Raw genomic sequence first — 22,143 nt, 5'->3', positions numbered from 1 at the left:
CTTAGAACAAAAGGGGTTTGCCGTTCGTTAGTCAGGTAATTACTGAGCGGTTACAAAAAGTTTACAGCCGATTTGTTATATGCCAAGTAATGTGCGTTTTTTGCACTCTTACAATCAACGTGTATGCATTCGCGAGACGCATCTGGAGTAATCAGACAATCTGCGGCCTTTCCAAGGCTGGCGGAAATGTTGAAGGAAGCGCGTCAGTCAGAGTTTAAAACCCTGATGCAGGCGATCGACTGCGCAAATAATCGCTACGTGAAAGGAAACGATCACTGGATCGTTCGTGGCGACAACGGGGTTTACTGGGTGGTGCGGCCCCGGGTGGCCGAGTACCTGGTCAGTGCCGGTTATGAACTGGCCTTCGGAAGATAATCTGCAAACGCCGGAAGGGTAGAAACCTGCTTCCCGCTCGGTCTGCCCTCTGTTCGGTTTCCCTTTCCCCGCTCTTTCCTTCATCTCCCCGGTGGGCCTGCTCCTTTTCCCATTGGCTCGATTTAGTCCGCTTTCTTTCCGGTCCGTTCAATATTTTTCCGGTAATGACGTATTCTTTTCAGAATCAACCGGTCAAAAGGTTGAATCCGGGAAGGTATGAGAAACGATTACGGTTTTGTGATCCTGCTTCTGAGCTTTGTGGTAACGGGCTGTATGGCCCCGAATTGCCCGATCAAAAGCTGTCATGTCCGCATGGAACACCCGCACGGCGGTAAGGTCTACCGGGGAACGGTCCTGGGAACGATGCACGGGCCGGCCTGGTGGGTTTCCAACCGGAAAGGGGAGGGAGCCTCGGCTTCGATGGCCCGGGATAAGAAAGGCAGCGACGAGGGAGGCAGCGACGGAAAGAAAAAGCAAAAATTCAAGAAACGCTTCCGCTGGGAGCGGATGTAACACAAAAAAGGAAGAGCTTCGGCTCTTCCTTTTTTGTTAGCGGATCAGGACCAGATAATTAATATACCCGGACCGTATGGCAGCCCCGGGTCAGGCTGATCCGGCCCGGCATCTTTTCCAGGGCGGGCTTGTCCCCTTTCGACACTTTCCAGAATTCGATACCGCCCGTCCGGTCCCCGTAATCCAGGTATTCGGATACGGCCACGGCGATCGCGTTTCCGCTCTTGTCGAACTCGATGCTCTGCGGCAGGATGCCCTCGAACGGATATTCGTTCGCCAGCGTCAGCTTGCCTTCCTTATCCAGTGAATACACCGACAGCGAGCTTTTTCCCGCACCGGCATTATTGAACGGCTGGTACGACTGGCCGGAGTTGGCGACGATCACCATCGAGCCGTCCGGGCTGACCGCCATAGCTTCGGCGCTTTCACCGCCTGCCGTCTGCGACACCACTTTGTGTTCACCCGGCGTATCCTCCGTGCTGAACTGCACCACGAACAGTTCGCCTTTGCCGGCGCCCTGTGCGTTGGCGGCTTTCTTGATGTCCGACACGATGAAGAACTTGCCGTCGGGCGAGAACCGGCCCGTTGCCGGCAGGCCGCCCACCTTGATGGGTTTGCCGTGCGGTACGATATTCGGTTTCTTGGTCTGGTCGAGGGAGTATTTCATCACACCGACTTCCTGCGTATCCTCGATGACGTAGGCGATGAAATCACCGGCCGGGCTCCAGACGAGGTCGGTGATGCGGGCCCCCGGAACCGGCGAGGGCGCCGTAATGACCCGTTTCGGCGTTCCGGTATTGTCAAACTCGACCAGACGCAACTCCTTCCCGCTTTCACCGGATGCCACGGCGAGCGTGTTTCCCTGCGGGTTGATGGTGACGGCCGTCGGCAGCGAACCGACGTTGACCACCTTCGCGCTCGGTTTGGCCGGTGCCAGGTCTACGATAAACATCCGGGCCGCCGCCGGCAGATCCTTGACCCCGCCTTTCAGGGCCGTAAGGCTGTCGCCGAGGGGGCCGCGTCCTTCCAGCACGAAAGCGAAACGGCCGTTCGGGGTTACGACGGCGGCTTTATCGTACAGAGCCGAAGAATTGGAAATGGGGGCAGTGGACATATTCTGTCCGCTGCGGTCGAGCGGAAATTTGATGACCGTCAGCGCATCCCGGCTGGTTCGGCTTTTGTAAAGGTTCCCGTCTACCAGCGTCGAAGCCGACATATCGGCGTCCGAAAGCGCCACGATTCCTTTGGCCGAAAACTGAATGGGTTCCTGCTGGGCAAAGACCCCGGTGCTTAACAAGGTGGCAAGCGCAACCAAACTCTTTCTTTTCATGCTGATAATAGAAGGGTTATATCTTTGGAATTACGCAAATATAACCGAAAACAGCAATTTCCATCAAGCTGCGCCGACGTCCGGAAAACTTTATTTTGGCTTCCTTCACGTCATTAGAAGCCGGAATCCGATTCCGTGGAGATTCTCGATCCGGATGGATTCGTCCCGGCCCAGCCGCTTGCGCAGCCGGGAAATGAACACGTCGAGGCTGCGGCCCATGAAATAGTCGTCGTCGCCCCAGATGGCTTTCAGGATTTCATCGCGACGCACGAGCCGGTTGGGCCGTTCGAGCAGGTATTTCAGCACCTCGGCCTCCCGGTAGGTAAGGGTCTGGCGGTCTTCTCCGAATCCAAGCGTCAGGTCCCGGAAGTTGAACCGGTAGGCGCCCAGGACCACCGACGGGTCGGCCGGGGCGGAGGGCTGTGACCGGCTGCGCCGAAGAAAGACGTTGATTTTCAGGATCAGCTCTTCGATGCTGAACGGCTTGGTGAGGTAGTCGTCGGCTCCCAGGCGAAGGCCCTGAAGCCGGTCGTCCCTGTCGGCGCGGGCGCTGAGGAAAAGAATCGGAACGTTGGGGTCCACCTGCCGGATTTGCCGGGCCAGCGTAAAGCCGTCGCTCAGGGGCAGCATGACGTCCAGGATGCAAAGGTCGAACGGCTGCTGCCGGAACACCTCCCAGGCCTCCGCCCCGTTGCTGCAATGCACGACCTGAAACCGGGCCAGCTCCAGGTTGTCCTTCGTCACAAAACCCAGATTGACATCGTCCTCGACGTAAAGGATGGAAGCGGACATTTTAGTTTGGGCAGTTTAGGGGTTGGGGAGTTGTGGGATTAGGGGATTTAAGGGTTAACGAGTGTGGGTAGTTTTGTCATCCCGAGGAACGAGGGATCCTGTGGCAGGGCACTCCGTCAGTTGGGTCATTGAGCCATAAGATCCCACCTCTTAAGCTCCTCAACCACCCCAACCCCTCAACTCCTACACCCCCAAACTAATAATAAACTCGCTCCCCATCCCTGGTTCACTTCGTAAACGGAGGTGCCAGCGGTGGGCGCGGATAACTTTCCGGACGTAATACAACCCCAGGCCGAAGCCTTTTACATTATGGATATTGCCGGTTGGGATGCGGTAGAACTGGTTGTAGATCAGGCTCTGGTGTTCCCGGCCGATGCCGATGCCGTTGTCCCGGACCGACCAGACGATGCGGTCGCCCTCGTTGCGGGTGTGCAGAACGATCTGGGGATAAACGGAGGTATACTTGACGGCGTTGTCGAGCAGGTTGTTGACAATATTTTCGAGATGGTAACGGTCGGCGCGGATCTGGGGCCGGGTGGCGGTCAGGTCGAGCCGGACCGGGACCTGCACCCCCTGAGCGGCATCCGTCAGCACCTGGTGGAGATCTACCTCTTCGAGGTTCAGCGTAAACCGGATGCGCTCCGAGCGGGCCAGCTGCAGGACGCTGCTGACCTGCTTCTGAAGCCGGTTGCTCTCTTCCCGCAGCACCCGGGCATACTGACGATGGCGATCGGGCTGGCTGAAAATCGACTCCGAACCCAGCACGTCGGCCGCAATCCGGATGGTGGCGACCGGCGTCTGCAGCTCATGGGTCATATTGTTAATAAAATCCCGCTGCACCTCCGTCAGCCGGCGCTGCCGCAGCACCACGACCAGCGTGTAGCCGAATACCAGGACCACCAGCAGGACGGCCGCCGAGGAAATGATCCAGCCGTCGAGCTGGCCGACGACGAAACCCGCCTGTGACGGAAACCGAATGCCGAAATAGTAGGTATAGCGCGAGAATTTGGGCAGGTTCCCCGAGGCCCGCACCGGCACTTTCGACGCATTCGGGCTCACGTAGGCCCCGTAGGTCATGCGCCCGCTGTCGCAGTTGTAGATACCGTATTCGAAGTCGGTCACCAGCCGGTGTTCCCGCAGCGCGACCTGAATGAAATACTCCAGTGTCGCCGGGTCGATGGGCGAATCGGTATTGACGATAAAGTAGTCGGGAGACAATTGGGTGACGGCGCTCCGGCCGGAAGTCACCCGGTTGAGCCGGGCCACGCGGTCGGCTACGTCCTGGAGGGCGATGAAGGCGGTCTGCCGGAACTGCCGCTCGCGCAGCGCATACGCCTTCCTCACCCAGAAAATCTGGACCGTGACGATCCCGATGATCGAAACCACCGACAGAATGACCAGTGTACGGATGACGCGCCGGGACATGGAAAGGGGGTTAAACACCAATCAGTTCTCAAAGGTCTGCGTCCGGCCGGCAAAAGTCAACCCGTTAACAACCCGTTAACAAGCGTTGGGCAGCCGTTAACAGCAGCCGAAGGCCGAATGCAGTACGTTTGTGGCGACAGTAATGTTAAACCTTTCCAATAATCCAACCATGAAGCGCACTTTGATTTTTGCTTCGGTCCTGTGGCTGATAGCCGCCGGCGTTCTGATCGCCAATTCCCTGCTGGCGGTCTTCAAATGGGACGAAACCGTCCATGATTTCGGTAAAATCCGGCAGAGTAAACCCGTAGTGGCCGAATTTAATTTCACAAACCGGGGCGGGGTACCGCTGGTCATCAGCAACGCCCGGGGCTCCTGCGGCTGCACCGGCGTCGTTTTCCCGAAGGAGGCCATTATGCCCGGCAACTCCGGAAAAATCAGGGCCACCTTCAACGCGGCTTCCGTCGGTACGTTCAACAAAACGGTCACCGTAGAATCCAACGCCGAAGGCGGCCAGGCCGTGCTGACCATCAAGGGAGAAGTAACCCCCTGAGAGGTTATTTGGGGAAGGGTTTTTGTCATCCCGCCGACCACCCCCCGGCCCCCTCCTTGCTAAGGAGGGGGTGACTCCGCAGGACTGAAAAGGGGCAGCGCACTCTCCCCCTCCTTGCTAAGGAGGGGGCTGGGGGGTGGTCTGGCGTCCCTCGTTCTTCAGGGGGTTTGGGGCGCACTCAGTATTTCATATTACCCAGTTCCTTCTCCACCGCTGTCCGGCCTTCCTTCATCCAGGCCGGCAGCGGTGCGTTTTTCAGGTAGTGATCGAAGAACTGGTACATCCGGATGCTGAGGTCCTTGGCGTTATGCCGCTGGGTCAGGTTATGATCTTCCCCGTTGTACACCAGCATCCAGGCCGGTTTGTTGAGCCGGCGCAGCGCCGAATACATCTCAATGCCCTGGTACCAGGGAACGGAGCCGTCGGCGTCGTTGTGCATCATCAGCAGGGGCGTCTGGATGCGGTTGGCGTAGAAGAGCGGGGAGTTTTCGATGTAGTTCATCGGTTTATCCCAGAGCGTTCCGCCGATGCGGCTCTGGGTTTTCTCGTACTGGAACATCCGGCTCAGGCCCGTTCCCCAGCGGATCCCCCCGTAGGCGCTGGTCATATTGGCAACCGGCGCACCGGCCATGGCGGCCCGGAAGAGGTTGGTCCGGGTCACCAGGTAGGCGGTCTGGTAGCCGCCCCAGCTCTGGCCCTGAAGCCCGATGCGGTCGCGGTCGACGAACCCCTTGTCGATCAGGCTCAGCACGCCCGGAACGATGCAGTCGTAGGCGTTCTGGCCGGGGGTTCCGGTCGTGTAGACGATGTCCGGCACGAACACCAGGTAGCCGTTCGAAACGCTGTAGGCCATGTTGATCGTGGAGCGGCTGGGAGCCGGAGCCCGGTAGTCGTTCAGCGTCTCGGCATTCCGTTCGTAGAAATACACCAGCATCGGGTATTTCTTCTTCGGATCGAAATCTTCCGGCTTATAGAGCAGTCCCTCCAGCCGGACACCGTTGGTACCCATCCAGCTGACCAGCTCCACGTTGCCCCAGCGCACGCTGTCCTGTTGCGGGTTGATCCGGGTCAGCCGGACCGGCTCGGCGAAGGTCGTATCGGTCAGATACAGGTTGTTCGATTCCTGAAAATTCCCCTTCTGAAAGGTCAGCGTCGGCCCGCTGCGGGCTTTGGACAAGGAGGAATACCGGTAATTGCCCCGCGTCTGGATGGCCGGTTCCTCCGCCGGGTCGGCGATGGATTTCTTCAGGATGCCGGTCGATTTGTCGCTTTCCCAGAAGCCGGTCAGCCACAGGTCACCCACCAGGCTGATGTGTTTTTCGTCGGGGTCCAGGTCGGTCCGCCGGAGCCGCACCCGGTTTTTGCGTCCGTAGCCGGCCGTGAGGTTGACCGGTTTTTCCTGACCCGTCGGGTCGATTTTCCAGAGGTCGAAGCGGTCATAGATCAGCACGTAGCGGTCGTCTCTGGTCCAGCCCGCGGCCCCGTAACTGCCGGGCAGGTCGGGCGTGTCGTGTTCCTCATCGAAGAATCTGGCCGCGATGCCGCGCGTCAGGTCGATGCGCCGGTTCTGGGCGATGGACCAGGCCCGCCAGAGCGAGTCCCGCTCATCGTACCACCACGCATACCGGCCCCCCGGCGAAAGCTGGGCGTAGGAAACCCGGGCGTCGCCGGCAATGCGGGTTTTCCGGCCCGTTCGGGCCTCGACCAGGTACAGGTCCGTCTGGCCGGGATCCCACATGCTCGTGATCTGGTACGGAATCGAACTCTGGCCGAGCCAGAAGGGATGATCGGCCTTCAGGTCCACCTGCACGTTCGGCACGTCGCGGTCGCCCAGTTGGGTCACGGTGCCCGAGGTCAGGTCGCAGACCGCCAGAAAACCGCGTTCCTTCTCCTGCCGAAGCTGGCGCTGCTGCATGGGCTGGATTTGCGGGTCGTTCCAACTCCAGATGTCGACCTTTACGCGTTCCTCGTCGAGCTGGGTCGAGTCCTTGATCGGTTTGGGCGGCAGGATGGAGGTGGCGAAATAAAGCCGTTTTCCGTCTTCCGAAAAGGAGGGCGTCCGGTATTCATTGACGCTCCACCCTTTGGGATACGCTTTCGTCAGGGTGTCGGCCAGAACGGTGAGCGTTCCGCTCAGTCCCCCAAAGGCCTGTACCGCCGTTTTCCTGTTTTTGCGGGCGGTGGCTTCCGGCGCCGGGTTCAGCCGCTTATAAAACAACGTATAGGCCCTCACGTCGGCGTCGGCACTGTCGGCCGTGGCCATCCAGGCCAGCTGGGAACCGGTTTTGTCGACGGCCAGCCCCTTGTAGACCCGACGCTTCGAGCTGGTATCCACCAGCATCTCGGTTTGCTTTTTCGTATCGAACAGATATACCCCCGGTGTTTTCAGCGTATCGTTGATGGCTTCCTTGTTGTAAAAGATCACATTTCCCCGGTCCGAAACCGCCACATGGGAGACATACCGGAACGTCTGGGTCGCCCCGGTTTCAAAGTTCAGCAGAACCAGGTCGTCGCCCTTCGGTTTCTTCGTGATCGTGACGGTGCGCGAGCGGGGAGAGGTCCGGACGATGGTCGAATCCTTTTTGACACCCTTTACTTCCTGGTGTTCTTGTAGAATGGCCGCCCACGAACCGCTTTCCTTCGGCATCGTGAACGATTTGACTCCGGTAAAAAGGATGCGGCCGCCCGTGGTCAGGTTGAAGACCAGCAGGCTGTCTTTCGGCATCTGGTCGGCTTTCAGCTTCTTTCGCTTTGCCTCGCGGGTCAGTTTGTAGGGAGCGCGGAGCCGCATGACGAGAAACCGGCTGTCGGGCGTGAACTGCGCCAGGTACCCGCGCGGAAAGCGGTGCGCCGGGTTCAGATTCCGGTCGGCGAAGGCCGGGCTGAAGTCGGGCGTCGCGGCCGAGGGGCCGCCCGACTGCCGGGCGGTGTTGCCGGCGGCCTGCGGGGCGGTTTTTTTCGACAGGTCGATCAGTTCGAGCACGCCGTCGCCCTCCTGAGGGTCGATCTGGTAACAGAGCCAGCGGCCGTTGTTGGAGTGCTTTTCGAACCGGACGCTCTGCCAGCGGTCGTAGTCGGAATGGCGGAGCGGACGTTTTTGAATCTGGGCCTGAAGTGAAAGAGGGAGTAGGAATACGGCAAGGAGCCGAAATGCGGTATTCATGTGCTGTGTCTAAGTCGGGTAACACAAATTTAACGAATAAACCGGTCATTTGGAGGAGAAAAACAGGCATGGAATTTTTAAATAAAAGAACGTTCGTTTATTTTTGTGACTTCATGAGACTTCGGGACGAAAATAAGCGGTTCGCCATTCGGGAAAAGGCGCTGGAAATGATCGTGAAGGACGGTTTCGACGGGCTGAGCATGCACAAACTTGCCAAGGCCGCCGGGGTTTCGCCCGCCACCATCTACATCTACTTCAAAGACCGGGAAGACCTCATTCTGCAGCTGTATTTCGAGGAAAGCATCCGCATGAGCGATGCCACCCTGAAGAATTTCGACCCCGAAATGCATTTCGAGGAGGGCCTTCGGGTCCAGTGGCTGAACCGGGCCGCCTACTGCCTGCAGCACCCGCAGCGGATGTATTTCATGGAGCAGATGCGTCATTCTCCGCTGCACGACAAGTTCCGCGAATTCGGAACGCCCTTTGTCGTGGCCATGAAAACCTTCGTTTCCAATGCCATCCGGCGCAAGGAGCTCGTGCCTCTGCCGGTGGAGGTCTACTGGTCCATCGCCTTCGCTCCCCTGTACCAGCTGGTGAAGTTTCACATGGGGGGGAAGGGAATGCCGGGTACCGGAAATTTTGAACTTTCGGAACCGCTGATCGACCAGACCCTTGAGCTGGTTCTGAAGGCGCTGAAGCCCTGAAGCCGCTGCCTGATCATCTTAATGAGCAATCGTATGCCATCTCACTACCACACCACTCCATCTCCCATGATGACTCAGCCTTCCGAAATCAGGCCGGACATTCTGGTATTCAAAACCGGACTCCGGCATCCCGGCGAGGTAAGCCGGGTCGCCGTACTGCTGGAATCCCTGGACGGCATCCTGAAATGGAACGTCGATCTCGACGATTGCGACAGGGTGCTGCGGATCGAAGCCGTCGGCCTCTCCTGTTACGATATTATCCGTCTGGTCAGTCAGGCGGGTTTTCTGTGTGAAGAACTGGAAGATTAAAGCCTGAGATGTATGGAAAATACCCCCGGTAAAAGCGTTTTCACTACCTACCAGAAGGCGATCATCGCCATGCTGGCTTTCATCCAGTTTACGGTCGTGCTGGATTTTATGGTGTTGTCGCCCCTGGGCGCCCAACTGCTGCAGGAACTGCACATCAGCACCGCCCAGTTCGGCTGGGTGGTTTCCGCCTATGCCTTCAGCGCGGGCATTTCGGGTCTGCTCACGGCCGGTTTCGCCGACCGTTTCGACCGGAAAAAACTGCTCCTGTTTTTCTATACGGGGTTCGTCCTCGGCACGTTTCTCTGCGGCATTGCGCCCGATTATTATTTCCTGCTGATGGCCCGGATCGTTACCGGTATTTTCGGCGGGGTGATCTCGTCCATCAGTTTCGCCATCATCACCGACCTGTTCGACTGGCAGGTACGGGGCCGCGTCATGGGCGTCGTCCAGACGTCTTTTGCGGCCAGCCAGGTTCTGGGGATTCCGATCGGGCTGTATCTGGCCAATCACTTCGGCTGGCATTCGCCCTTCCTGCTGATCGTGGGCCTGAGCGTGGCGGCCGGAATCGCCATCTTTTCGAACATGAAGCCGATTACGGCCCATCTTCAGCTGAAAACCGACCGGAATCCCCTCCAGCACCTGATCCATACGGTTTCCAAACCGGATTACCTGCGCGGGTTTGCGGCCACCACGCTGCTGGCCACCGGCGGTTTCATGCTGATGCCGTTCGGAAGCGCCTTCGCCATCCATAACCTCGGCGTTACCCAGAACGAACTGCCGATGATCTACATGGTCACCGGGGTGGCGTCGATCATTCTCGGCCCGCTGGCCGGCAAGCTCAGCGACCGCATCGGCAAGTTCAGAATGTTCTGTTTTGCCTCGCTCTGGGGCATGGCCGTCACCATCGTCTATTGTAACCTCGGTATAACCCCCCTCTGGGCGCTTATCTTCCTGAATGTGCTGCTGTTCGCCGGGATTTCGGCCCGGATGGTGTCGGCTTCGGCCCTGATGTCGGCCGTCCCCGAACCGCAGGATCGCGGGGCTTTCATGGGGGTCAACTCCTCGGTGCAGCAGATTTCGGGCGGGGTGGCCTCGGTGATTGCCGGTCTGATCGTGGTGCAGGCCCCGGACGGGACGCTGCAGCGGTATCCGCTTCTGGGTTACATCGTGGCCGTCGCCATGCTCATCACCATCGCGATGATGTACGTGATCGACCGGTATGTGAGCCGAAAGCAGCAGACAGACCATCCGGCCGGCGCGCCCGCCGGCGTCGAACGCCCGCAACCGACCCGCTGACCCTTATTCCCGGACCAGTTCGGCCACCCCGACGCAGTAGTCGGCGGCACCGTAATAGACCAGAATACGGCCGTCGGGCCTTCGGACCCAGCCGTTGGTGAAGACCACATTCGGGAAGAAACCTTCCTTTTCCCAGTTGAGTTCGGGACTCATCAGCGGCCGGGTGGAACGGTCCAGGATTTTCGTAGGATCGTGGCGGTCGAGCAAAGCCAGCCCGAGGGAATAGACCGTGTCGGCGCTCGTGCCGTGGTAACAGACCAGCCAGCCTTCGTCGGTCAGGAGGGGCTCCGGCCCGGCCCCGATTTTCTGGTATTCCCACTCCGTTCCGGCGGCCCCGAACAGAAACCGGTGGTTGCCCCAGTGAACCCCGTCGGGTGAGGCCGCGAGCCAGACCGACGGTTTTCCGATCTCCGATACCATCGGGCGGTGAAGCAGGTAGTAACAGCCGTCGATTTTCTGCGGAAACAGGCAGGCGTCCTTGTTGGGAGGGGGCAGAATCATGCCCTTCCGTTCCACCGTCTTAAAATCCCGGGTCACGGCCAGGCTCACCCCCGGCCCGTTGGCGGAAACCGCCGTGTAGGTGATCCAGTACTGCCCGTCGAGGAAGGTGACCCGGGCGTCTTCCACGCCGAAGGATTCGTCGGGGCGGTCGGGGAACAGAAACGGCTGGTCGTCCACCGTGAAGTGGATGCCGTCCCGGCTGCGGGCCAGCCGCAGGTGACTGAGCGAGGTCAGATAGGCCTGATCGCCGACCTGCACCACACGCGGGTCGTAGTCGCCCTCGGGCTCGGGGAAGGTTTTGATGGAAAGCATAAAGGCGTCGGTCCGCTGTTCCACCACCGGCACCCGGATCAGGCCCGGCTGGGGAGGAACGGCTTCGGCCACGCGGAGGAGCAGCAACACCTCATCGCCAAAAACGCAGGCGGCCGGGTTGAAGGCTCCCATCACTTCGAACTGCGGATGCGAGGGCCTGACGTCGGCGGCCGTGAGAATCGGACCGTCGGAAAGCCGGCGCAGGGAGTAGTTCTTCATGGTTCATTTTACGGTCATGTATTCCTTTTTTCCGGATTTCGTCGGAGCCTCCGGCCGCGACGGTTCCGACAGCACGTTCAGGAGGATTTCGGTTACGTAGTCCCGCTTATAGAAGACGATATCGTGCCGGTTTTCAGGAAGCAGAAACTCCTTGGCGCGGGCATTGACGAGGTGGCTGCGGCCGAAGGCGACATTGGTCGGAAAGACCAGATCGTCGCGCTGACCGTGCAGGAAGGTCACCCCCGCTGTAATTTTGGGCCAGTCGGGCAGGATTTCCTCCAGGGCCTGCCGGTGCGCCAGCTTCTCGTCGTTGGCCAGCCGCAGCAGGGGCGGAACGATCCAGCGCAGGGGCGGGGCGTCGACGAGGTAACTGATCGGGTAGGTTCGCTCCAGACCCGGACCGAGGGCCGAGGAAACGAAAACGACGTGGTCGATGACGTTGGGGTTGTTCATCGCCAGCCGGGCCGAAACCGACCCGCCGTAGGACGACCCCACCACCATCAGGAAGGGCGCCTTCTTATACCGTTCGATCAGCGGCTGGAGAATCCGGGCCTGCCGGACGACCGAGGTTTCGACCCGCCCGAAATCCGAATAGCCGTAGCCGGGCCGGTCGACGGCCACCAGCCGCGCCCGGTTGAGAAGGGTAGTGTCCTTGAAAAAATCCTCGAAAAACGAAAGCGAACTTGGGGCGCCATGCACGAACAGCACCACCGGCAGCGAATCGCTTCCCGGCCTGGCCGCTTCGATATACCGGATGGTCCGGTCCCCGACCCGGTAGCGATGAACCACCGGTTTGACGGGTTCGTCCCGGAACTCCTCGGCAATGTCGGCATCACTTTGCCGGAAATCAAACCAGTGTGCACCAGCCAGCAGCCCCGCCAACAGAATCAGAATAACAATGAATGCCCACCGCAGGGCCCGCAAAAATGACTTCATGATACTATAACGGACTCGGTGGGGCTGTGGTTTGCGGCCGGGACGCATAACAAAAAAGTAATCTTTCCGAACGGTCCGAAACCCGCCGATTTTTTTACTTTCACGACAGATTCCGGCAGGCTTCTACGTCCGGGCCGGAGCAACCCCTGCCTTATGGAACATTCAAGACGTGACTTTCTGAAACAATCGGCCGGAATCGCCCTGGCTTCTCCGTCCCTGCTGACGCCGGCTTCGGCACCGGAAACCCGTACCGATCATGCCCGCGTGCTGCGATTTGCGGTGGCTTCCGACGGCCATTTCGGCCAGCCCAAAACGGACTATCAGACCTTTACCCGCAACGTGGTCGATCATCTGAACGCCGAAAAGGAACGCAGCGGACTGGATCTCTGCTTCTTCAACGGGGACCTGATCCACGACGACCCCCGGTTCATGCCGGAAGTCAAAACCGCCTTCGACCGGCTGACCATGCCCTATTACGTTACCCGTGGCAACCACGACATGGTCAGTCCGGAGGTTTGGAAACAGATCTGGGGCTATGAGGAAAATCACGTGGTGGAACTGGACGACTGTGCCTTCGTGCTGGGCAATACCTCCAACCCGAAAGGCGAATACGTCTGCGCCGATCCCCGCTGGCTGGGTTCGGCCCTGGACAAGCAGCGCCGGAAGAAACACGTTTTCGTGCTGCTGCACATCCCGCAGCGGAAATGGACGGCCAACGGCATCGACTGCCCCGCGGTGATGGAAACCATCGAACGGTATCCGAACGTGAAGGCCGTCTTTCATGGCCACGAACACGATCAGGACGACGTCAAGGTGTCCGGCGGCAAGCCGTATATCTTCGACGGTCACTTCGGCGGCAGCTGGGGCACCGCCTACAAGGGATACCGCATCGTGGAGGTCTTCGCCGACGGGAAAATCTCCACGTATCAGTTCAACCCGGAAGTGCGGCCGATCGTCAATGCGAAGGCGTTGTAGGAAACATTCGGGCGGACGGGCGGTTATCCAGATACCCTCATTGCCTGGGAAAACGTGCGGAATCAATCATCAACTATATGGAAAATCAGCAGAAACATTCGCGGGCCGGGGCCAGCCTGAGCAGCGACCCCAACTCCGGTTCTTCGGGAGGACGGCGGATCGGCCGGTCGGATACGGGAATGCGGGCCAGCGAGAACGCAACCTATGCCAGCCCCGACCCGAACACCGAACCGGGCGCGACCGAATTGATGGCTCCGAACCAGATCGCTCCCTCGGATCATCCCGATACGCTCGTCCCCGACGGCGGCACCGACGGCGACGACACACAGCCCGGCACCGGCACTTCCGTCGGGACGCCCTGAAACCGAAAGCGCCACGACCTGGGTCGTGGCGCTTTCGTTAACGGTGGAGCAGCACCCGCCCCGTCCTGGACTGCTGTCCGGTTTGCAGCCGGATGTAATGAATGCCGGGTGAATAACCGCCCAGTTCGACCACTTCCTCCTGCGTCTGCCCCGTACCCCGTATCGGTCGCTGGTGCAGGATATGGCCCAGCACGTCCGTAACCGACAGCGTGGCCGGCTCGTTTTCCGCCAGCCGGAACCGGACCCGCGTGCGTCCGGAGGTCGGGTTAGGGGCCGGCGTCAGATCGCCGGAAATTTCCACCTCCGATGAAGGCGGAGCCGAAAGCCGGGCCGCCGACGGACAGGTGACCGGGCGGGGTGAATTCTTCAGCAGAAAGGCCGAACCCTGAACCCGCAGGCTGAGCGCGTGGGGGCGGTTGTCTTTCAGCGAAACCGGCAACGCGAACGAAATGCCGTGCTGGCCGTTGCCTTTCCCTTTATCTTTCAGATCCTGCCGGAAGACGTTGGCTTCGAAGGTCGTGATCAGCGTCGTTCCTTCCAGCAGTTCGACCGTCAGCGGGGTGTTGGGCTGGTTGCGGTCCCAGACCCAGCCCTGGCCGCCGGAGCAGTCGAGCTTGTCGAAAAAGCCCTCGTAGGAGGCCGGTTTCGTCGGGGCGGCCGCGACCGACAAACTGATCGGCGTCGAAGCCGTCGCCTTGCCGTCCGAAGCTGCATAGGTCAGGGTGAAGCTGCCGGCCGCCGTGGGTGTGCCGCTCAGCACCCGGGTGGTGGCATTGAAGGTCAGACCGGCCGAAAGGCCCGCCAGCGAATACGTCAGCACATCGTTGTTAGCATCGGTGAAGGCCGCCAGGGTCGTGGTGAAGACGGTGCCGACGGTGGCCGACAGGGCCGGAACCGCCGGAGCCACCGGTGGGGCATTGACCGGCGGGGGAGTGGAGGTTCCGGCGCAGGTAATGGTTTTCGGAGCATATTTCAACACATATGTACTGCCGGCCACCCGCGCCCAGAGGGTGTGGCTCCGGTTGTCTTTCAGGCTTTCGGGCGTGAGGAAGGTATACCCGTGCGCCCCGTTGCCCTTGCCCGCGTTCTTCAGATCCTGCCGGAAGACGTTGGCTTCGACCGTCCCGACGACCACCGCAGAGGCTACCGTGGCCCCGTCCAGAAACTCCACCGTGTAGGCGGTATTTCCCTTGTCGCGGTTCCAGACCCAACCCCAGAGAGAGCCGCAGTTAGCCCCTTCCAGATACCCTTCGAAGTTACCGGTCACCACCGGAGCCGCCGGGCTGACCGCCAGCGAAACCGTCGCGCTCACCTCATGTGCCTTGCCGTCCGAAGCCTTGTAGGTCAGAGTGAAACTCCCGGCCTGGGTCGGCGTGCCGCTCAGCGCCCGGGTGGTGGCATTGAAGGTCAGACCGGCCGGAAGGCCCGCCAGCGAATACGTCAGCACATCGTTGTCGGCATCGGTAAAGGCCGGAAGGGTGGCCGAGAAAGCCGCATTGACCGTAGCCGACAGCGGAGCCGTCGCCGGAGCCGCCGGCGGCTGGTTGACCGGCGGCTGGGGACTGACCGTGATGGATACGGAGGTGTTGGCCGAGGCCTGTCCGTCGTTGGCCGTGTAGGTCAGGCTGAAGCTGCCGGAGGCCGTGGGCGTGCCGCTCAGCACCCGGGTGGTGGCATTGAAGGTCAGCCCCGAAGGCGGTGTACTCAGCGTATAGGTCAGCGCATCGTTGTTCGGATCGGTGAAGGCCGCCAGGGTCGTGCTAAAGGCAGTGCCGACCGTGGCCGAAAGAGGACTGACGGCCGGAGCCGCCGGCGGCTGGTTGACCGGAGGGGGCGGTGTCACCGCACAGGTCACGACCTTCGGCGTACTTTTCAACTGGTAGCCCGCGCCTTTCACCCGGACGATGATGCTGTGCGGTTTTCCGTCTTTCAGCGAGGCCGGGGTCAGGAAGGAATACCCGTGTTCGCCGTCGCCTTTTTTGGCCGTGAGCAGATCGGGCCGGAACAGATCGGCCCTGACGGTTCCGATCACGACCGTGCTGTCGAGGATTTCAACCGTGAGCGCGAGGTTAGGCTGATTGCGGTCCCAAACCCAGCCCCAGATGTCGTTGTCGCAGCGGACCGCATCCAGAAAGCCTTCATAACTGGCGATCGGCTGGGTCGAGCCGGTAGTGACCGCAAACGTCAGAACGGCGGTGGCGGACAGCCCCTTGTCGTCGGTGGCCGTCACCGTAAAGGAGTACGTGCCGGTCTGCGTCGGCGTCCCGCTCATCACCCGGCTGGTAGTGTCGAAGGTCATGCCGGGAACGGTGCCGCCGTAGGCGTAGGTAATCGGCCGGTTTTCCGGGTCCGTGAAGGGAGCAAGGGTGTAGCTGTACGGCGTTCCGACTTTGGCCGGCGGGGGATTGTACCCGGGTGCCGTCGGGGGGCGATTCGTGGTGTCGGGCAGGGTGGAAAAAAAGCTGTACTGCCCCGAGCCGACCTGAAAAACCGCCCGGTCGCCCTCCATCCGCAGGAAGGTTACGCCCTCGGCGTTCGCGGCAGAGCTGCTGCCTTCCAGGACCTCGGCCGCGTCCCTGGCCGGAATAAATACCGTGGCCGTTGCGTTGCCCGGTACCGTCACCTTCCAGCGGAATTCGCGGGCGGTTTTTGTCCACTCGCTGCCGGTCAGGCCATACACCGATGCGAAGGTGGCCGCCACCCGGGTCAGGTCGCCGGAGGGATAGGGCCGCATTTCGACGGTCCGGAAGCCGGGGCCGCCGGATCGGATGCCCGCCAGGTTTTCGTAATACCACTGCAACAGATCGCCCAGCTGCATGACGTGGTTGCCCGAGTTCATCGAGGCAGAGGCCGTGTTGCCGTTCCATAACTCCCAGAGGGTGGTGGCCCCGTTCCGCATCATGTAGCCCCAACTCGGGTAGTCGGTATTGGTTGCGAGCCGGTAGGCGAGGTCGCCCCGTCCGTTGGCGGTCAGGTTCCGCATAAGCCAGGAAGTGCCGATGATGCCGGTGCTGATATGGCTTTTGTATTCGCCCTCCATCCGGCCCGTCATCTGCCGGAAAACGCCCCGGTAGAGGTCATCAGGAACCAGCCCGCAGGCCAGAGCCAGCAGGTTGGCCGTCGTGGTATTGTTGCCGTACTGGAGCTGGTCGCGCTTCAGATAGGCCTGATTGAAGGCATTTCGCACGGTTTCGGCCCGGGAGGAAAAGGCCGTCCGGTCGGTTTCGTTGCCCACCACACCGGCAAACCGCTCCATCAGCTTCAGCACGGAATAATAATAGGCCGTCCCGAGCAGACCGCCGTCGGTCTTGCGGGCGGGATCCTGGGTGTGTACCAGCGAAGGGGATTCGGGCGGCACGGCCCAGTCCCCGTATTCGTCCTTCCAGTAGATACCGGAACTGTTCACGAATTTACTGCCGGCGTAGCTGAGCCATTTTTTCATCGACTCGTAATGCTTCCGAATCGGCTCGTCGTCGCCGAACTGTTCATACAGCATATTGGCGACGAAGACGTAAGCCGCCGGCCAGGTCATGTTGCCGGTATATTTCTTCCAGTAGCTCGGAGCCACGTCGGGCAGGCTGCCGTCGTCCTTCTGGGCATTTTCAATGTCGTCGAGCCACTTGGCGTAAAGCGCGTGGTTGGCAAACAGATAGCTTTCCCCGGCGGCCACGACGGTGCGGTCGCCCAGCCAGCCCATGCGTTCGTCCCGTTGCGGGCAGTCGGTCGGGATGCCCCGGTAATTGCCCCGGACGCTCCAGAAGGCGCTTTTATAGATCTGGTTGAGCAGGTCGCTGGAGGTGGTGAGGGTACCGGCCTGCGGGAGGTCGTCATGCACCACCCGGCCCTCCACGCCGGCGGTGGTGAGTGTGCCGGGAAAGCCGGTCAGCTCTACGTAGCGGAAGCCGTGGTAGGTAAAACGGGGTTCCCAGAGTTCCTCGCCCTCCCCTTTGAGGATGTAGATGTCCGTGGCCCGGGCCGAGCGCAGGTTATCGATGTAGAGCGTACCGCTTTCCTTGAGCGTCTCGGCAAACCGCATCGTCACTTTCGTTCCGCGGGCGCCCTGCACCCGCAGCCGGACCCAGCCGACCATGTTCTGCCCCATATCGACGATGAACCGGCCGGCGCTCACCTCCTTCACCGACACCGGCCGCAGGGTTTCCACCACCCGGATGGGCGGGTTGATCTGCGATTCGAGCCGGCCGGCAGGTTCGGCCACCAGGCGGGCATTCAGCCAGCTCTGGTCGTCGAAACCGGGCTGGTCCCAGGCGGTGCCGGAGGAGTTTTTCAGTTCACGGGTCGCGTCGTATTCCTCCCCGTCGAATTCGTTGTTGGCCCGGATGGGGCCGTCGGCGGTCATTTTCCAGGAGCCGTCACTGACGATCCGGTCGGTGGTGCCGTCGGTGTAGACGACCTCGATCTGGAGCCGCAGCTTCGGGTAGCCGTAGTGCGTCATGGCCGGCACCGACGGCTGGTTGACCCGCATGGCGAAATACCGTCCGTTGCCGAGCGTCACCCCGACGGCATTCAGGCCGGTCTGGAGGAGACCGGTGACGTCGTAGGTGTTGTACAGCACCCGTTTGTCGTATTCGGTCGGGCCGGGGGCCAGCACCGCATCGCCGACTTTACGGCCGTTGAGCGAAAGTTCATACAGGCCAAGCCCGCTGACGTAGGCCGTAGCGTGCCGGATGGTTTTCGGCAGATGGGCCTGTTTGCGGAAATACCGGGCCGACAGCCGGGTGTTGACGGCCGTGGGGGCATCCCAGGCAAAAGCCGAGTCCAGCCCGATCCACTGCGCCGTCCAGTCGGAGGCCTGCATGAGGCCCATGTCCCAGCGGGCAGGCGCACTCCAGGCGGAGGTAACGCCGTCCTGACTCCGGATACGCACTTTCCAGTAACAGACCTGGCGGCTGGTCAGCGGGCTTCCGCCATACGGTACCCACTGCGACTGATCGCCCGAGACCTCACCCGAATCCCAGAGATCGCCCTCGTCCTGACTGAGTTTTTCGGCGGTGGAGGCCACCAGAATCCGGTAGCCGGCCTGCCGGAGGCCGCGCCGGTCGCTGCTCATGGTCCAGCTCAGCCGGGGAGCCGGTTTGGTGATGCCCTGAGGGTCGGCAAGGTTCTCGGTACGGAGAGCGGAAAGCGTTACGGTGCGCTGGCCCAGGACCGGAACGGCCAGGAGCAGCAGTAAAAAAAGCAGAACCCGGTTCATGAAAGGGTCGGAGAGGTTTTGTCGATATACGTTGGTGATTCTATGGGAGAAATTGTATCAATAAGTATTCCATTCAAAGATAATCGGTTACTTTAATTTATTGATAATCCCTATCGGCTTGTCCGACAAATGAATGCCTTTCCGAAAAGGATGCGCCCGACCCGGGCAGTATCTACTTAGGTAGTGCCGGCCGGGGCCTTCGTTTAATTAGCTTTTAATGGCTAATTCATCCCTTTTTTATCTGCGGGGTATAGGTTGCGCCTAAATCCTGACGCAAGATGTCCGCAGCCACCCGAATCGGTATTTTTCTCGGCTTCCTCTGGGTGCTGGCTTTTCAGGCCATCGTACCGGCGGCAGCCGGGGAAGACGGCCGGAGCGGACTGCGTTTCAAAAAAACGGCCGATGCGTTTTGGGCCGTCGGGCCGGCCTGGGTGTGTGCCACCCCCGATGAAACGCCCGATCATCTGCCGGACCCGTCGCCGGCCCTGCTTTCCAGCTTCCCGGAACGGGTGTGGAACGGTCGCTTTTCACCGTTCTGCCGGGTTTACCGGCCCGAAGCCGGAAACGCCACCGGACGGAAAATTGCCCTCTACGTCCTCTTTTGCTCCCTCCGGATTCCCTGACCCGAACGGTTCCGTCGGCAGGGCCGCCCCGTGCGGGGTGCGCCTGAAATCAACCGTTTTAGGAATACCCCTCATCTGATCACACCAGGCCATGAAAATTCTATTGGCATCTGGAGCCTTGTTCGGGCTTCTGGTCACCCGGGCGACTGCCGGTGACACGCTTACCTACACACTGCCTCAGGCCGAGGCTGATTTCCGGCGCGGTAACCTCCAGCTGATTGCCGCCCGAATGGGCATCGACGAAGGCCAGGCTTATGAATACCAGACCCGGCTCCGGAACAATCCCGGCGTTTATATCGAGCAGATGCCGTATAATGCTCACACGAAAGAGTTCATGCCGGTGCGCCAGGCCAACTCCGAGCAGGTGGTGCAGTTCCAGCAACTGCTGCTGCTGGCCGGGAAGCGCAACCGGCAGCTGGCCGTCGCCCGGACGGGAACGGCCCTGGCCGGCGACCGGTATTACGACCTCATCCGGACGCTGAGTTTCCAGCTCCGGAGTACGTTTTACGACCTGTATTTCACCCGGCAGGCCCTGACGGTATACGATCAGGAGATTCAGACGCTGGAGCAGACGGTCGATCTTTACCAGCAGCAGTTCGACAAAGGAAACGTGCCGCTGAAAGATCTGGCCCGGCTCAAGGCCTATCTGTTTACGCTGACGACCGAGCGCCAACTGGCACTGAAGCGGGCCATCGACGATCAGGCCGACCTGGCCGTTCTGCTCAATCAAAGTCCCCTGCAAACCATCGTGCCGGTGCTGTCGGAAGCCGATCTGAACCGGCCGTCGGTGGCCGGCCTGAAGGTCGACGAACTGGTGAAAACCGCCGAAGAACACCGTTTCGACCTGAAGGCATTTGAAGATCAGGCCCGACAGGAGCAGCAGAATCTGGCACTCCAGAAGGCGATGGCCGTTCCGGACCTGACCGTCCAGGCCACCTACGATCGCAATGCCGGCTACCTTCCGAACTACGTCGGCGTTGGGGTCGGGATCAATCTGCCGGTCTTCAACCGGAATCAGGGGAACATTCAGGCTGCCACCATCCGGACGCAGAGCAGCCGGCAGGCCGCCGGAGCCTATGCCCTTCAGGTGGAAAGCGACGTGCAGAAGGCCTACGCAAAGGCGCAGCAGGCGGACCGCATGGCCCGCACCTTCGACCGGCGTTTCAACAGCGATTTCAGCCGGCTGATTCAGGGCGTAACGCTCAACTACCGCAAGCAGAACATCGACGTCGTCGAGTTCCTGGATTTCTTCGACTCCTACAAATCCAGCCAGATTCAGTTTACGCAGCTTCAGAACGACCGGCAGCAGAGTCTGGAGGAACTGAACTACGCGGTCGGTGCCGACCTGTTCCGCCCCTGATCCTTGCTTCTTTTTCCTGAATAACCGTCTCAAAAGAATTTCGATCATGAACATACCCCAACACACCCTGATTATCCCCGCCTTCGTCCGACCGCTGCTGCTCATTCTGGTGGGCCTGACCTGGAGCCTGACGGGCTGCCGGTCGTCGGCGAACCCGGAGGATGCGGCCGCCGGGCAGCCGAAGGAAACGAACCTGCCGGCCATGGCCGGAATCGACACGGCCCGGCTGGAAACGGTTCGAAATGAGCTGAGTCTGACCGGAAAAATCACCTTCAATCAGGACAAGGTCGTGAAGGTGTTCCCGCTGGTGGGCGGCCATGTCGACGCGGTGAAGGCCGAGCTCGGTTCTTACGTTGAGAAAGGGCAGGTGCTGGCCGTGATCCGGTCCGGCGACCTGGCCGACCTCGCCCAGCAGGCCATTGCGGCCAAAGGGCAATTATCCGTCGCCCGCAAGAACCTTCAGGTAACCGAAGATATGGCCCAGGCCGGTCTGGCTTCCCAACGGGAGCTGGTGGCCGCCCGCGAGCAGCTGGAGGCCGCCAAAGGGGAGGTAAACCGGGTGGCCGAACGCCGGAGCATCCTGGGCGGATCGGGCTCGGTCTATGTCGTCAAGTCGCCGGTGAACGGGTTCGTGGTGGAGAAAAATGCCTCGCAGGGCATGGAAATCCGCTCCGACGACCCCGAAAACCTGTTTACCATCTCCAACCTCGATCAGGTCTGGGTGCTGGCGAACGTCTATGAATCCGACCTCTCGCAGGTGAAGGAAGGCGACGACGCCACGATTGCTACCCTCTCATACCCCGACCGGCTATTCCGCGGCAAAATCGACAAGATTTTCAACGTGCTCGATCCGGAAAGCAAGACCCTGAAAGTCCGGGTGACGCTGGCCAACGCCGACTACACCCTCAAGCCGGAAATGTTCGCCACCGTGACGGTGCAGTTTGCCGGTCACGACCAGCGGGTGACGGTGCCGTCCAAAGCCCTGGTGTTCGATCAGAGCCGGAATTTCGTGGTGGCCCTGACCCGGGCCGGCCAGCCGGTGGTCCGGGAGGTGACGGTTTTCAAGACCATCGGCAACCGAACCTACCTGACCGGCGGCCTGGCCCCCGGCGACCGCGTCGTCACCCGGAACAGCCTGCTGGTTTACAGCGCTCTGGGCCATTAAAGTCTTCCCGGTATCACCCAC

At 60.6% G+C, this 22,143-nt stretch carries 18 protein-coding genes; 11 read left to right on the top strand and 7 right to left on the bottom strand.

Going from position 1 to position 22,143, the window contains the following annotated elements; genetic code table 11:
• The first annotated feature begins 225 nt into the window (after positions 1–225).
• Positions 226–375: a hypothetical protein gene (locus tag DX909_RS29475; RefSeq protein WP_164851222.1), complete on the top strand. Its 150-nt coding sequence runs from the start codon at positions 226–228 to the stop codon at positions 373–375.
• 216 nt (positions 376–591) lie between these two features.
• A complete protein-coding gene (locus tag DX909_RS07970; RefSeq protein WP_128544616.1) occupies positions 592–888 on the top strand; it encodes a hypothetical protein in 297 nt (98 codons plus the stop codon).
• Positions 889–946: 58 nt separating this feature from the next.
• Here the strand turns inward: DX909_RS07970 and DX909_RS07965 are convergent, their stop codons facing one another.
• From DX909_RS07965 to DX909_RS07955, 3 genes are all read right to left on the bottom strand, one after another.
• Entirely contained in the window at positions 947–2,218 is a 1,272-nt protein-coding gene (locus tag DX909_RS07965) for a beta-propeller fold lactonase family protein (protein WP_128544615.1), read from the bottom strand.
• A gap of 105 nt (positions 2,219–2,323) precedes the next feature.
• The gene (locus DX909_RS07960) at positions 2,324–3,010 is read right to left on the bottom strand and encodes a response regulator transcription factor (protein WP_128544614.1); all 687 of its coding nucleotides are present in this window, start codon (positions 3,008–3,010) and stop codon (positions 2,324–2,326) included.
• Between the two features lie 183 nt (positions 3,011–3,193).
• Complete coding sequence (locus DX909_RS07955; RefSeq protein ID WP_128544613.1) at positions 3,194–4,435, bottom strand: sensor histidine kinase; 1,242 nt, start codon at positions 4,433–4,435, stop codon at positions 3,194–3,196.
• A gap of 169 nt (positions 4,436–4,604) precedes the next feature.
• Here DX909_RS07955 and DX909_RS07950 point away from each other — a divergent pair, with 169 nt between their 5' ends.
• Positions 4,605–4,985 (top strand): DUF1573 domain-containing protein, encoded by a 381-nt coding sequence (locus DX909_RS07950; RefSeq protein WP_128544612.1) that lies wholly within the window; start codon positions 4,605–4,607, stop codon positions 4,983–4,985.
• 178 nt (positions 4,986–5,163) lie between these two features.
• Here the strand turns inward: DX909_RS07950 and DX909_RS07945 are convergent, their stop codons facing one another.
• The gene (locus DX909_RS07945; RefSeq protein ID WP_128544611.1) at positions 5,164–8,148 is read right to left on the bottom strand and encodes a S9 family peptidase; all 2,985 of its coding nucleotides are present in this window, start codon (positions 8,146–8,148) and stop codon (positions 5,164–5,166) included.
• A 113-nt stretch (positions 8,149–8,261) separates the two neighbouring features.
• On the opposite strand from DX909_RS07945, the gene DX909_RS07940 reads away from it, so the two are divergent.
• Genes DX909_RS07940 through DX909_RS07930 form a run of 3 tightly spaced genes read left to right on the top strand, consistent with a single transcriptional unit; the run spans position 8,262 to position 10,457 of the window.
• Positions 8,262–8,852 (top strand): TetR/AcrR family transcriptional regulator, encoded by a 591-nt coding sequence (locus DX909_RS07940; RefSeq protein ID WP_128544610.1) that lies wholly within the window; start codon positions 8,262–8,264, stop codon positions 8,850–8,852.
• A 33-nt stretch (positions 8,853–8,885) separates the two neighbouring features.
• Entirely contained in the window at positions 8,886–9,161 is a 276-nt protein-coding gene (locus DX909_RS07935; protein WP_128544609.1) for a hypothetical protein, read from the top strand.
• Positions 9,162–9,173: 12 nt separating this feature from the next.
• Positions 9,174–10,457 (top strand): MFS transporter, encoded by a 1,284-nt coding sequence (locus DX909_RS07930; protein ID WP_128544608.1) that lies wholly within the window; start codon positions 9,174–9,176, stop codon positions 10,455–10,457.
• Between the two features lie 3 nt (positions 10,458–10,460).
• Here DX909_RS07930 and DX909_RS07925 read toward each other — a convergent pair whose 3' ends face one another.
• Together DX909_RS07925 and DX909_RS07920 are read right to left on the bottom strand one after the other, a co-directional pair.
• Positions 10,461–11,489: a glycoside hydrolase family 130 protein gene (locus DX909_RS07925; protein WP_128544607.1), complete on the bottom strand. Its 1,029-nt coding sequence runs from the start codon at positions 11,487–11,489 to the stop codon at positions 10,461–10,463.
• A gap of 3 nt (positions 11,490–11,492) precedes the next feature.
• On the bottom strand, positions 11,493–12,425 hold the full coding sequence (locus DX909_RS07920) for an alpha/beta fold hydrolase (protein ID WP_128544606.1): 933 nt from the start codon (positions 12,423–12,425) through the stop codon (positions 11,493–11,495).
• Positions 12,426–12,578: 153 nt separating this feature from the next.
• Between DX909_RS07920 and DX909_RS07915 the strand changes: the two genes are divergently transcribed.
• Both DX909_RS07915 and DX909_RS07910 read left to right on the top strand, forming a co-directional pair.
• Positions 12,579–13,400 (top strand): metallophosphoesterase family protein, encoded by an 822-nt coding sequence (locus DX909_RS07915; RefSeq protein WP_128544605.1) that lies wholly within the window; start codon positions 12,579–12,581, stop codon positions 13,398–13,400.
• Between the two features lie 77 nt (positions 13,401–13,477).
• Positions 13,478–13,762, top strand: a complete 285-nt coding sequence (locus DX909_RS07910; protein ID WP_128544604.1) for a hypothetical protein — start codon at positions 13,478–13,480, stop codon at positions 13,760–13,762.
• 37 nt (positions 13,763–13,799) lie between these two features.
• Here DX909_RS07910 and DX909_RS07905 read toward each other — a convergent pair whose 3' ends face one another.
• Positions 13,800–18,974 (bottom strand): family 78 glycoside hydrolase catalytic domain, encoded by a 5,175-nt coding sequence (locus tag DX909_RS07905; protein WP_128544603.1) that lies wholly within the window; start codon positions 18,972–18,974, stop codon positions 13,800–13,802.
• A 278-nt stretch (positions 18,975–19,252) separates the two neighbouring features.
• Between DX909_RS07905 and DX909_RS07900 the strand changes: the two genes are divergently transcribed.
• From DX909_RS07900 to DX909_RS07890, 3 genes are all read left to right on the top strand, one after another.
• On the top strand, positions 19,253–19,597 hold the full coding sequence (locus DX909_RS07900) for a hypothetical protein (protein ID WP_128544602.1): 345 nt from the start codon (positions 19,253–19,255) through the stop codon (positions 19,595–19,597).
• Positions 19,598–19,688: 91 nt separating this feature from the next.
• Positions 19,689–20,957 carry a TolC family protein gene (locus DX909_RS07895; protein ID WP_128544601.1) on the top strand — a complete coding sequence of 423 codons (1,269 nt, stop codon included), beginning with the start codon at positions 19,689–19,691 and terminating at the stop codon, positions 20,955–20,957.
• Positions 20,958–21,003: 46 nt separating this feature from the next.
• Positions 21,004–22,122 (top strand): efflux RND transporter periplasmic adaptor subunit, encoded by a 1,119-nt coding sequence (locus DX909_RS07890; protein WP_128544600.1) that lies wholly within the window; start codon positions 21,004–21,006, stop codon positions 22,120–22,122.
• Positions 22,123–22,143 lie beyond the last annotated feature (21 nt).

The organism is Larkinella soli, assembly GCF_003703975.1.
GTDB lineage: Bacteria > Bacteroidota > Bacteroidia > Cytophagales > Spirosomataceae > Larkinella > Larkinella soli.
Note: the sequence above shows the minus strand (reverse complement) of the source record. Positions and strands in the feature narration are given on the sequence as shown.